The organism is Streptomyces sp. NPDC028991 (genome assembly GCF_055564775.1).
In genome coordinates this window covers 71,249-83,609 of record NZ_JBVHVP010000019.1, presented here as the reverse complement: position 1 = coordinate 83,609, position 12,361 = coordinate 71,249, and the positions used below count along the sequence as shown (strand labels likewise).

Below are 12,361 nucleotides of genomic sequence, written 5' to 3'. Positions count from 1 at the left end.
CGTGAGGGGCGCCCGTCCGGTCACCCGGCGGCGCCCCTCGGCGGAATACCCCGTCCCGGCCGGAGGTTGGGTTCGTCACCGGCGCGAGTCGCCGGGCTCCGCAGGACACGACCTCCGAAAGGCCAGGCGAGTCGGCATCATGAAGATCGGCATCATCGGCGCGGGCAACATCGGCGGCAACCTCACCCGGCGGCTGACCGCCCTGGGCCACGACGTCTCGGTCGCGAACTCCCGCGGCCCGCACACGCTCTCCGCACTGGCCGAGGAGACCGGCGCCACTCCGGTACCGGTCGCCGAGGCGGCGCGCGGCGCCGAGATCGTGGTCGTCACCATCCCGCTGAAGGCGGTCCCCGACCTGCCGTCCGGCGTCCTCGACGGGGCGGCCGACGGCGTGGCGGTCATCGACACGAACAACTACTACCCGCAGCAGCGCGACGGGCGTATCGCCGCCATCGAGGACGAGGGCCTCACCGAGAGCCGATGGGTCGAAGGCCGCCTCGGCCACCCGGTGGTCAAGGCCTTCAACGGCACCTACGCCCAGGACATCCTGGAGCGTCCGCGCCCGGCCGGCGATCCCGACCGCATGGCGATCCCCGTCGCAGGCGACGACGAGGTGGCCAAGGGCAGGGTCCGGTCCCTGATCGACGAGCTCGGCTTCGACACCGTGGACGCCGGCGGCATCGACGAGTCCTGGCGCCAGCAGCCCGACACCCCGGTGTACGGACTGCGCGCGGGCGTCGAGGGCGTCTCCAAGGCCCTGGCTGAGGCGTCGCCGGAACGGCCGGCGGGGTTCAAGGGCTGAGGCCTGTCCGGCGGGTCAGGTCGCGGCAAGGCGACGGCGCCTCATCAGGGCGGACGGGCGTGCCGGCCCCCGCGTCCGCGGCCTGATCCGCCGGGCGGGCCCTAAGCGGCCCCGGCCCACTCCTTCAGCGCGGCCCTGCTCGAGAAGTCCGCCACATTGGTGTCGACCGGGTCGTCGGTGTACTGGTGGAAGCGCCACTTCGCCTGGATGCGGGGCTTGCCGGCCGGCACGTAGTCGGCGATCCAGAGGCCGTCGCCGGCGTACGAGGTGGTGTCGACGTTCAGCCAGAAGTTCCTGTTCGCGTAGAGGATCACCCGGTTGTCCGGCCGCAGCGCCTTCACCTTCCGGATGAAACCGTCCTTCTCCGCGTTGCTCGCATGGCTGCCCTCGCCCGTCGTCTCCCAGTCGACGGCGAGGATGTCGCCCTTCTTGTCCGGCGCCTTGGAGACGAAGTACTCGGCCTGGGCGGTGAGGTTGCCCGGCCACAGGAAGTGGTAGAAGCCGACGACGAGTCCGGCGTCGCGGGCCCGCTTGGTCTGGGCCGCGAGCTTGGGGTTGACGTACGAACGGCCCTCCGTCGCCTTGACGAAGACGAAGGAGAGGCCGTCCGTGCCGTAGGTGGAGGACTGGTACGCGCTGACGTCGATACCGCGCAGCATGGAACCTCCCGAAGAGGTGGGGGGGTACGGGAGACGAGATCTCCTCACCATGCCACGGGTGATCCGCCGCTGACCCCGAAACGACGGCTTCCGGCTCACGTTCCTCGCGGCCGGTCTCCTTGCCCCCGCCGGGAACCGACGGTCGCCACCCTGCTGCCGGAGTCCGCCGCGAACGTCCTCCCCGTCCTCCCGGCCCGCGACCGCGCGCCGCCGGCCCCGGGGCACGCGGTACGGGAGTCAGGGTGCGGGAAGCGGGGGAGTCCCGTGCCCTTCCCTCAGCACTCGATGATGTTCACCGCGAGACCGCCCCGCGCCGTCTCCTTGTACTTCACCGACATGTCCGCGCCGGTGTCCTTCATGGTCTTGATGACCTTGTCGAGGGAGACCTTGTGGGACCCGTCGCCGCGCATCGCCATCCGGGCCGCCGTGACCGCCTTGACCGCGGCCATGCCGTTGCGCTCGATGCACGGGATCTGGACGAGGCCGCCGACCGGGTCGCAGGTCAGACCGAGGTTGTGTTCCATGCCGATCTCGGCGGCGTTCTCCACCTGCTCCGGCGTGCCGCCCAGCACCTCGGCGAGGGCGCCGGCCGCCATGGAGCAGGCCGAGCCGACCTCGCCCTGGCAGCCGACCTCGGCGCCGGAGATGGAGGCGTTCTCCTTGAAGAGCATGCCGATGGCGCCCGCGGCCAGGAGGAAGCGGACCACGCCCTCCTCGTCGGCGCCGGGCACGAAGTTCACGTAGTAGTGCAGGACCGCCGGGATGATGCCCGCCGCGCCGTTCGTCGGGGCGGTGACGACCCGGCCGCCGGCCGCGTTCTCCTCGTTCACGGCCATGGCGTAGAGGGTGATCCACTCCATGGCCAGGGCCTGCGGGTCGCCCTCCGAGCGCAGCTTGCGCGCGGTGTTGGCGGCGCGGCGGCGGACCTTCAGGCCGCCCGGCAGGATGCCCTCGCGGGACATGCCGCGGTCGACGCACGCCCGCATGACGCGCCAGATCTCCAGCAGGCCCTCGCGGATCTCGTCCTCGTCGCGCCAGGACCGCTCGTTCTCCAGCATCAGCGCGGAGATGGACAGGCCCGTCTCGCGGGACAGGCGCAGCAGCTCGTCGCCGGTGCGGAAGGGGTACTTCAGCACCGTGTCGTCGAGCACGATGCGGTCCGCGCCCACCGCCTCCTCGTCGACGACGAAGCCGCCGCCGACCGAGTAGTAGGTCTTGGCCAGCACCTCGGCGCCCTGCGCGTCGTACGCCCACAGCGTCATGCCGTTGGCGTGGTAGGGGAGGGTCTTGCGGCGGTGCAGGACCATGTCGTCGTCGTAGGCGAAGGCGATCTCGTGCTCGCCGAGGAGGCGGATGCGGCCCGACGACCTGATCGTCTCGACGCGGTCGTCCGCCGTCTCCACGTCCACCGTGCGCGGCGAGTCGCCCTCCAGGCCGAGCAGCACCGCCTTGGGCGTGCCGTGGCCGTGTCCGGTGGCGCCGAGGGAGCCGTACAGCTCGGCGCGGACCGAGGCGACGGAGCCCAGCAGCTCCTCGTTGCGCAGGCGGCCGGCGAACATGCGGGCCGCGCGCATCGGGCCGACCGTGTGGGAGCTCGACGGGCCGATGCCGATCGAGAACAGGTCGAAGACCGAGATGGCCACGGGGACTCCTCAGAACGGGGGTGGTGCAGAGGTGGTGCTTCGGGGCGGGGCGCCGGGCCCGCTTGTGGCGGGTCCGGCGCCCCGTACTCGCGGTGTCTACTTGTTCAGACTCGGGTACAGCGGGTGCTTGTCGGCCAGGGCCTTCACCCGGGCCTTGAGCGCCTCCGCGTCGTAGGACGGCTTCAGCGCCTCGGCGATCACGTCCGCGACCTCGGCGAAGTCCTCGGCCGTGAAGCCGCGGGTCGCCAGGGCCGGCGTACCGATGCGCAGACCGGAGGTCACCATCGGCGGACGCGGGTCGTTCGGGACGGCGTTGCGGTTGACCGTGATGCCGACCTCGTGGAGACGGTCCTCGGCCTGCTGCCCGTCCAGCTCGGAGTCGCGCAGGTCGACCAGGACCAGGTGGACGTCCGTGCCGCCGGTCAGGACGGACACGCCCGCCGCCTTCGCGTCGTCCCGCACCAGGCGCTCGGCCAGGATGCGGGCACCCTCCAGCGTACGGCCCTGGCGCTCCTTGAAGTCCTCGCTCGCGGCGACCTTGAAGGCGACGGCCTTGGCGGCCACCACGTGCTCCAGCGGGCCACCCTGCTGACCGGGGAAGACGGCGGAGTTGATCTTCTTGGCCAGCTCGGCCGTGGAGAGGATCACACCGCCGCGCGGGCCGCCCAGCGTCTTGTGCGTGGTGGTCGTCACGACGTGCGCGTGCGGGACCGGGTTCGGGTGCAGGCCCGCCGCGACCAGACCGGCGAAGTGCGCCATGTCGACCATCAGGTACGCGCCGACCTCGTCCGCGACCTCGCGGAACGCGGCGAAGTCCAGCTGCCGCGGGTAGGCCGACCAGCCGGCCACGATCAGCTTCGGCCGGGTCTCCTTGGCGAGGCGCTCCACCTCGGCCATGTCGACCTGGCCGTCCTCGCCGACGTGGTACGGGACGACGTTGTAGAGCTTGCCGGAGAAGTTGATCTTCATGCCGTGGGTCAGGTGCCCGCCGTGGGCGAGGTTCAGACCCATGATCGTGTCGCCGGGCTTGAGCAGCGCGAACATCGCGGCCGCGTTGGCCTGGGCGCCCGAGTGCGGCTGCACGTTGGCGTGCTCGGCGCCGAAGAGCGCCTTGACCCGGTCGATGGCGATCTGCTCGACCACGTCGACGTGCTCGCAGCCGCCGTAGTAGCGGCGGCCGGGGTAGCCCTCGGCGTACTTGTTGGTGAGGACCGAGCCCTGGGCCTCCATGACCGCGACCGGGGCGAAGTTCTCCGAGGCGATCATTTCCAGGGTGGACTGCTGGCGGTCCAGCTCGGCGTCGACGGCGGCGGCGACGTCGGGGTCCAGCTCGTGCAGGGGGGTGTTCAGAAGGGACATGCGGTCGTGACTCCTCAGCCGGCGGTGAAGGCGGTGTACTCGTCGGCGGAGAGCAGGTCGGCCGGCTCGTCCGTGATCCGCACCTTGAACAGCCAGCCGCCCTCGAAGGGGGCGCTGTTCACCAGCGACGGGTCGTTGACGACGTCCTCGTTGACCTCGGTGACCTCGCCGGAGACGGGGGAGTACAGGTCGGAGACCGACTTGGTCGACTCCAGTTCGCCGCAGGTCTCGCCCGCGGTCACCGAGTCGCCGACCTCGGGAAGCTGGACGAAGACGACGTCACCGAGCGCGTTGGCCGCGTGCTCCGTGATGCCGACCGTCGAGGCGCCGTCCTCGGCGCCCGACAGCCACTCGTGCTCCTTGCTGTAGCGCAGCTGCTGGGGGTTGCTCATGGCCTGAATTCTCCTGTACGCGAGGGAGTGCTGGTGAAGGGGGCTACTGATGAAGGAAACCGCTGAGACCGCTGGTGAGCAGCGAGGACGCGCGCGGGACGACAGGACCCCGCCGCCCGGTGCCAGTGTGCAGTGTCTACTTCCGGCGCTTGTAGAACGGCAGCGCCACGACCTCGTACGGCTCGTGACTGCCCCGGATGTCCACGCCGACACCCGCCGTGCCCGGCGCCGCGTGCGCGGGGTCGACGTACGCCATGGCGATCGGCTTGCCCAGCGTCGGGGACGGCGCCCCGGAGGTGACCTCGCCGATCACCTCTCCGCCGGCGACGACCCGGTACCCGGCGCGCGGCACCCGGCGGCCCTCGGCGACCAGGCCGACCAGGACGCGCGGCGGGTTCTGCTCGGCCCGGGACGCGGCCTCGGTCAGCGCGGCGCGCCCGACGAAGTCGCCCTCCTTCTCGAACTTCACCACCCGGCCGAGCCCGGCGTCGAAGGGCGTCAGCGCGGTCGTCAGCTCGTGCCCGTACAACGGCATGCCCGCCTCCAGGCGGAGCGTGTCCCGGCAGGACAGGCCGCACGGGACCAGCCCGGCGCCCGCGCCCGCCTCGGTCAGCGCCTGCCACAGCCGCACGGCCTGCTCCGGCTTCACGAACAGCTCGAAGCCGTCCTCGCCGGTGTAGCCGGTGCGCGCGATGAGCGCCGGGACGCCCGCCACGGTGCCGGGCAGTCCGGCGTAGTACTTCAGGCCGTCCAGGTCGGCGTCGGTGAGGCTCTTCACGATGGCCGGGGACTCGGGACCCTGCACGGCGAGCAGCGCGTACGCGTCGCGGTCGTCGCGGACCTCGGCGTCGAAGCCGGCGGCCCGCTCGGTCAGCGCGTCCAGCACCACCTGGGCGTTGGAGGCGTTGGCGACGACCATGTAGTGCGCGGACCCGGCCTCGGTGTCGGCGAGCCGGTAGACGATCAGGTCGTCCAGGATGCCGCCGTCCGCACGGCAGATCATGGTGTAGCGGGCGCGGCCCGGCTGCACGCTGCCGATGTTGCCGACCAGCGCGAAGTTCAGCAGCTCGGCGGCCTGCGCACCGGTGACCGTGATCTCGCCCATGTGCGAGAGGTCGAAGAGACCGGCCCGGGAGCGCACGGCGAGGTGCTCGTCCCGCTCGGACCCGTAGCGCAGGGGCATGTCCCAGCCGGCGAAGTCGGTCATCGTCGCGCCCAGCGCGCGATGCGTGGCATCGAGCGCGGTACGGCGGAGTTCTGTACTGCTCATCGGTCGGTCGTCTCCCAGGACAGGACGTGGCGAGGTCGATCCTCCCCATCTGTCATCGAAACCTGAGAGGTTCGCCACGACCACCGGAGCACGGCGATCAGGACTTGCACCTTGGGTGGGGCAGCCCGTCGAGGGGCGGCCCGCTTTTCAGATGTGCCTCGCCCGCGCGGTAACGGGGCCTGAGAGATTCAAGGGAGGGACTTGCTCCTTCGGCGCCCCGGCGCGGCCGGGGACTCTCCCGCGCGGATTCAAACGGCCGGTATGCAGTTGGCGCCGCCATCATTGCACGCCCGGCCGATCCATGGCAGACCGTGATCTGTAACCGGCCTGTGGCAGTAAGCGCACGAAAACGCGAGACCTGCGCATTACCTTCTCTTTACACTCGACGGGGATGGTGACTCGTGAACCGCCCCAGGGGAGGACGATCACGGTGAACAGGACCACGGCGTACGCCACGACCTCGGGTCTCGCGCTGCCCAAGCAGCCCGTCGCCCCGGCACCGGAGGTGTGCGCCGAGCTGCCCGCACCCGTCGTCCGCGACCTGCGGGACCGCGACGGCCGCAGCCCGCACGCCCTGCTCTTCGGACCCCGGGACCTGGTGGTGATCACCGGCCTGCCCGGCAGCGGCAAGTCCACGCTGATGAAGCGCACCGTGCGCGGACCGCGCATCGACTCGCAGGACACCCGCGACCGCTGGGACGGCCGCATGCCGCGCTTCCTGCCGTACGGGCTCTACCGCCCCTTCGTCCGCCTCGCCCACTACGCCGGACTGCGCCGGGCGCTGCGCTCCGGCGAGGGCGTCGTCGTGCACGACTGCGGCACCCAGGCCTGGGTGCGCGCCTGGCTGGCCCGGGAGGCCCGCCGCCGGGACGGCACCCTGCACCTGCTGCTCCTCGACGTCGACCCCGACGAGGCCCTGGCCGGCCAGCGCGAGCGCGGCCGGGGCGTGTCGAGGTACGCGTTCCTGCGGCACCGCACGGCCAGTACCCGCCTGCTGCGCGCGGTGACCGAGGGCGCCCTGCCCGCCGGCTGCACCTCGGCGATCCTCCTGGACCGGTCGGCGGCGGACACCCTGCGCCGGATCGCCTTCACCGGGTGACGCACCGTAGGGCGGCAGGGCCGAACGGGTTAGCCTTTTCAGCCACAGCAGCGGTACCAGGCAGGCGGTAGGCAGATGGACATCCCAGGGGGCATCCCGGCGGACTTCTCCGCCGGATTCCCGGCGCAGGCGCACCCCCACCCGCACGGCGGGTGGCCCGGCAACGAACTGGAGGAGGTGCTGTCCGCCTCCCTCGGCGTACGGGGAGCCGGCGGCCGCATCGTCGAGGTGCTCGGCCGCAGCTTCCTGTGGATACCCCTGCCCAACGGCGGCGGCCCCGACAGCGGCCCCCTCGACCTGCCCTCGCTGGAGATCGAGGGCCAGGCCTACGTGCCGGTGTTCAGCTCCGAGGAGCAGCTCCGCCAGGTCGCGGGCGCGCAGATGGCGTACACCGTCGCCCCCGCCGCGGAGTTCGCCCGCGGCCTGCCCCCGCAGGCCGGCATCGCCGTGAATCCGGACGGCGTGATCGGCATCCCGCTGCCGCCGCCGGCCGTGGCCGAGCTGTGCCGGGCCGGCCGCACCCCGCTGGACGGGCCCGCGTCCGGCGGCCGGGTCCGCCTCTTCGAGCCGGACTGGCAGGACGACCCGGTGGACTTCCTGGCCGCGGCCTCCGCCGAGTTCGCCGCCGTCGGCGTGGTCCGCACCGCCCGCCGCTGCCTCGCCGCCGTCGAGACCGCCGACCCCGTCATGTTCGTCGGCGTCGAACTCACCCACTGGGAGGGTGACGCCCGCGCCCTCCCCCTGGAAGCCCTGGGCCGGGCCCTCACCCGGGCCCCCCTCGACCGGCAGGTCAACCTGGTCCTGCTGGAGGCGGCCCAGGATCCGGTCTGCGACTGGATGCGGGCCAATGTCCGCCCGTTCTACGACCGGAACCTGTGAAGTCCGGTCAGGGCAACGCCGCCGGGGGCGCGGGGAACCGAGCGCCCGGCGCACGACGAACCCGCGGTCGCAGGACGACAGCACACCCCGAGCTCATAGACACCCCCCGCCGGACGGAGCCTTAAGCTGGTGTCGTAGCCGGGGAACTTCTCGAAGGGGCGATACGCGTGAGCGCCAGCGGCACCACGACCGGTCAGGTCGAGCACATGCTGCGCCAGGTGACGCCCGGGCGCTACGACGCCTACGAGGCCCTGCTGCGTGCGCTCGCCACCCCCACGTCCGGCCAGGTCTGGATGCTGCTCTGGCACGGGCAGGCCGGCTCCCCGGACGCCCAGTACGGGAACATGGAGGTCGACGGCTACGGCTACGCGCCCTGCGTCACCTCCGCACAGGAGCTGTCGGCCAGCGGCTGGAACCGGTCGTACGAGGTGGTCGACGGACTCGAGGTGGCCCGCGCCCTCTATCCGGACCACTACGGCCTCTGGCTCAACCCGCACGCCGCGGGCGGCGGCGTCGGCATCCCCTGGCTGGACCTGCGCCGCATCGCCTCCGGCCTGGACCGCCAGCCCGCCGGGCCCCTGCGCCTGTCCGAACCGGCCATCGAGGTCCCCCAGTTCTACGCCCTGCTCGCGCAGAACGCCCACCGCACCCCCGCGGTCCGCGCGCTGCGCCGGGCCTGGGTGCAGCCGGCGCTGGGCGCGCCGTATCTCGCCATCGGCCTCGACGTGTACGACACTTCGCCGCCCGCCGTCGACGCGGTGCGCGGGATGATGCAGCAGTCCGTCGGCGCGGTGCCGGACGGGCTGCCGGTGTCGACGGTGGCGATGACCGACGCCCACGACCCGGTCGCCATGTGGCTGCGCGCCCACGCCCGGCCCTTCTACGACCGCGAGGCCCACGTGGCCGCTCCCGCCCAGGCGCCCGCGGGCGGGTACGGATACCCTCCGGCCGGAGGCCGGTACTGACCGCCCCAGGGCCTGCCCCGTCGGCGGTGGGCGGACATCTTCGCGCGTAGACGAGGGCGTAAGGCGCCCCCGCGCCCCCGATGTCCCAACTCGTCCGCGTCCGACCCCCGTTACCCAGCGTCCGGATAACGGAACACCTCAAACAGCATCACGGTTGCGCATCCATTCCCCGTCAAGTCTGGCTACAGATCGCCAAAGCGTTGAAGACTCCCGCAACAAGGGGTGATGGTTCGCCCTTGTGTACGACGGACTGATCACGCCGCTACAGCGGCAAGTGCGGGCCGGCTACCGCCGGTTGAGAGGGGTCCCTGCCAGATGACGGCACCATTGCACGAGCCGACCGCGGAAGCGGCCCCAAGTGCTGCCGAGGAAGCGGCGGTTGCCGGCGCCGACGCCAAGGCGGTACAGGGACGTTCCCTGGGCCGGATCGCCTGGGAGCGCCTGAAACGGGACAAGCTGGCCCTGACGGGCGGCGTAGTGGTGCTCGTCCTCATCGTGATCGCGGTGCTCGCCCCCGCGATCACCTCCCTGTACGGGCAGGACCCCAACTCGTTCAACGAGGACGCGATCGACCCGCTGTTCGGCACTCCCACCGGGTCCCTGGGCGGAATGAGCGGCGAGCACTGGCTGGGTGTCGAGCCAGTCAACGGCCGCGACATCTTCGCCCGCATCGTCCACGGTGCCCGGATCTCGCTGCTGGTCGGCTTCCTGTCCGCGCTCGTCGCCGTGGTTCTCGGCACCATCCTGGGTGTGCTGGCCGGCTTCTTCGGCGGCTGGGTCGACGCCCTCATCAGCCGGATCATGGACGGCCTGCTGGCCTTCCCGCAGCTGCTCTTCATCATCGCGCTGGTCTCCGTCATGCCCGACAACATGCTGGGACTGAGCGGCACGGGCGTGCGTCTGCTCATGATGATCCTGGTCATCGGCTTCTTCGGCTGGCCCTACATCGGTCGCGTGGTCCGCGGCCAGACACTCTCGATGCGTGAACGGGAGTACGTCGAGGCGGCCCGGTCCCTGGGAGCCGGACGGTTCTACATCCTTTTCAAGGAACTGCTGCCCAATCTGGTGGCGCCGATCATCGTCTACACCACGATGATGATTCCCACCAACATCCTGACCGAGGCGGCACTCAGCTTCCTGGGCGTGGGCGTCAAGCCACCCACCTCCTCGTGGGGGCAGATGCTCTCGAGCGCGATCGACTACTACCAGTCCGATCCCATGTACATGGTGATCCCGGGTGTGGCGATCTTCATCACCGTTCTTGCCTTCAACCTCTTCGGTGACGGCGTACGCGACGCGCTGGACCCGAAGGGCTCCCGCTGACCTGCCGTACCGGCAAGCGACCCGTGGCTCCCACACGGGGTCTCTCATCTAATCCGGAGGATCCGAGATCGTGACTACCCAACGCACCTCAGGGCGGCGCAAGCAGGCTGTGGCCGCTGCCGCAGTGGTCGCCGCGCTGCTGACCACGGCGGCGTGCGGCGGCGGAGGCGACGACAGCGGCGGCGGCGGTTCGAAGAACGGCGCGGCCAAGTTCGACGCGGCCAACAACAAGGTCCTTCAGGCCTCCGAGGCCAAGAAGGGCGGCACGCTGAAGTTCGCCAGCACGCAGGACGCCGACTCGTGGGACACCACGCGTGGCTACTACGGCTTCATGTGGAACTTCTCCCGCTACTACAGCCGCCAGCTCGTCACGAACAAGGTGGAGCCGGGCGCGGCGGGCGCCGAGGTCACCCCCGACCTCGCCACCGGGCTCGCCAAGGTCTCGGACGACGGCAAGACCTACACGTACACCCTGCGTGAGGGCATCACCTGGGAGGACGGCAAGCCGATCACCTCCAAGGACGTCAAGTACGGCATCGAGCGCGTCTGGGCGCAGGACGTGCTGTCCGGCGGCCCGACGTACCTCAAGGAGGTGCTCGACCCGAAGGACGAGTACCCGGGTCCGTACAAGGACAAGTCCAAGGACAAGCTGGGCCTGAAGGCGATCGAGACGCCGGACGACAAGACCATCGTCTTCAAGCTCCCGCAGGCCAACTCGGACTTCGAGGAGATGCTGGCGCTGACCTCGGCGTCCCCGGTCCGCCAGGACAAGGACACCAAGGCCAAGTACACGCTGCGCCCGTTCTCCTCGGGTCCGTACAAGTTCGAGTCCTACAACCCGGGCAAGGACCTCACCCTGGTCCGCAACACCGAGTGGAAGCAGGAGTCGGACCCGGTCCGCAAGGCGTACCCGGACAAGATCACGATCAAGTTCTTCTCCAACGCCAACGAGCTGGACGCCCGTCTGATCTCCGGCGACTACGACCTGGACCTGGCCCAGACCGGCCTGTCCCCGCAGGGCCGCACCACCGCCCTGAAGGAGCACAAGGGCAACCTCGACAACCCGGTCTCGGGTTACATCCGGTACGCCTCGTTCCCGCAGAACGTGAAGCCGTTCGACAACATCCACTGCCGCAAGGCCGTCCTCTACGGGGCCGACCACGTCTCGCTGCAGACCGCGCGCGGCGGCCCGGTCGCCGGTGGCGACATCGGCACCAACATGCTGCCGCCGTCCGTCCCGGGCTCCGAGGGCCAGAAGTACGACCCGTACGAGATGGCCGGTGCGAACAAGAAGGGCAACGTCGAGAAGGCCAAGGAAGAGCTGAAGGCCTGCGGCAAGCCGAACGGCTTCAAGACCACCATCGCCGTCCGCAACAACAAGCCGGTCGAGGTGGCCACCGCCGAGTCGCTCCAGGCGTCGCTGAAGAAGGTCGGCATCGACGTCGAGATCGACCAGTACGACGGTGCGCAGTACGCCAGCACGGTCGGCAGCCCCTCGAACGTGAAGAAGAAGGGCTACGGCATCATCATCATGGGCTGGGGCCCGGACTTCCCGTCCGTCCAGGGCTACGGTCTGCCGCTGTGGCACAGCGACTACATCCTCGACAGCGCGAACAACAACTTCGCGATGATCGACGACAAGAAGATCGACGGTCTGTTCGCCGACTACCTGACCCAGCTGGACGACGCGGGCAAGGCCAAGATCGCCACGGAGATCAACCACAAGGTGATGGAGGGCGCGTACTACCTGCCCTTCGTCTTCGAGAAGTTCATCAACTGGCGCTCCAACCGACTGGCGAACGTGTACACCACCGACGGCTACAGCGGTATGTACGACTTCGTCAACCTCGGTCTGAAGTCCACGAAGTAACCGGTACACCCGCCGTACGGCACGAAAGGCAGGTGAAGGCCGGCGCGGCGTGACCGTGGGCCGCCGGAAGTCCCCCACCGCCCACAAGGCGTGGGAGGTA

At 70.5% G+C, this 12,361-nt stretch carries 11 protein-coding genes and 2 riboswitches; of the genes, 6 read left to right on the top strand and 5 right to left on the bottom strand.

Going from position 1 to position 12,361, the window contains the following annotated elements:
* Position 1: 1 nt before the first annotated feature.
* A complete protein-coding gene (locus ACZ4V1_RS28695; protein WP_468341551.1) occupies positions 2 to 802 on the top strand; it encodes an NADPH-dependent F420 reductase in 801 nt (266 codons plus the stop codon).
* Between the two features lie 101 nt (positions 803 to 903).
* Here the strand turns inward: ACZ4V1_RS28695 and ACZ4V1_RS28690 are convergent, their stop codons facing one another.
* The 5 genes from ACZ4V1_RS28690 to gcvT form a co-directional block, all read right to left on the bottom strand.
* Positions 904 to 1,461 (bottom strand): glycoside hydrolase family 25 protein, encoded by a 558-nt coding sequence (locus ACZ4V1_RS28690; RefSeq protein WP_468341548.1) that lies wholly within the window; start codon positions 1,459 to 1,461, stop codon positions 904 to 906.
* A 275-nt stretch (positions 1,462 to 1,736) separates the two neighbouring features.
* Positions 1,737 to 3,104, bottom strand: coding sequence for an L-serine ammonia-lyase (locus ACZ4V1_RS28685; RefSeq protein ID WP_468341545.1), 1,368 nt, complete (start codon positions 3,102 to 3,104; stop codon positions 1,737 to 1,739).
* A gap of 96 nt (positions 3,105 to 3,200) precedes the next feature.
* On the bottom strand, positions 3,201 to 4,463 hold the full coding sequence (gene glyA / locus ACZ4V1_RS28680) for a serine hydroxymethyltransferase (RefSeq protein ID WP_468341542.1): 1,263 nt from the start codon (positions 4,461 to 4,463) through the stop codon (positions 3,201 to 3,203).
* 14 nt (positions 4,464 to 4,477) lie between these two features.
* A complete protein-coding gene (gcvH, locus tag ACZ4V1_RS28675; RefSeq protein ID WP_104633323.1) occupies positions 4,478 to 4,855 on the bottom strand; it encodes a glycine cleavage system protein GcvH in 378 nt (125 codons plus the stop codon).
* 136 nt (positions 4,856 to 4,991) lie between these two features.
* Positions 4,992 to 6,125 (bottom strand): glycine cleavage system aminomethyltransferase GcvT, encoded by a 1,134-nt coding sequence (gcvT, locus tag ACZ4V1_RS28670; protein WP_468341538.1) that lies wholly within the window; start codon positions 6,123 to 6,125, stop codon positions 4,992 to 4,994.
* 39 nt (positions 6,126 to 6,164) lie between these two features.
* Positions 6,165 to 6,282: riboswitch (glycine riboswitch) on the bottom strand.
* A riboswitch (glycine riboswitch) is annotated at positions 6,283 to 6,376 on the bottom strand.
* Between the two features lie 179 nt (positions 6,377 to 6,555).
* Here gcvT and ACZ4V1_RS28665 point away from each other — a divergent pair.
* From ACZ4V1_RS28665 to ACZ4V1_RS28645, 5 genes are all read left to right on the top strand, one after another.
* Positions 6,556 to 7,224, top strand: coding sequence for an AAA family ATPase (locus ACZ4V1_RS28665; RefSeq protein ID WP_468341535.1), 669 nt, complete (start codon positions 6,556 to 6,558; stop codon positions 7,222 to 7,224).
* Between the two features lie 75 nt (positions 7,225 to 7,299).
* A complete protein-coding gene (locus tag ACZ4V1_RS28660; RefSeq protein WP_468341532.1) occupies positions 7,300 to 8,103 on the top strand; it encodes an enhanced serine sensitivity protein SseB in 804 nt (267 codons plus the stop codon).
* A 167-nt stretch (positions 8,104 to 8,270) separates the two neighbouring features.
* Complete coding sequence (locus tag ACZ4V1_RS28655; protein WP_468341529.1) at positions 8,271 to 9,068, top strand: enhanced serine sensitivity protein SseB C-terminal domain-containing protein; 798 nt, start codon at positions 8,271 to 8,273, stop codon at positions 9,066 to 9,068.
* Positions 9,069 to 9,383: 315 nt separating this feature from the next.
* A complete protein-coding gene (locus tag ACZ4V1_RS28650; protein ID WP_468341526.1) occupies positions 9,384 to 10,391 on the top strand; it encodes an ABC transporter permease in 1,008 nt (335 codons plus the stop codon).
* Positions 10,392 to 10,461: 70 nt separating this feature from the next.
* Positions 10,462 to 12,261, top strand: a complete 1,800-nt coding sequence (locus tag ACZ4V1_RS28645) for an ABC transporter substrate-binding protein (RefSeq protein ID WP_468341524.1) — start codon at positions 10,462 to 10,464, stop codon at positions 12,259 to 12,261.
* The last annotated feature ends 100 nt before the right edge of the window (positions 12,262 to 12,361 follow it).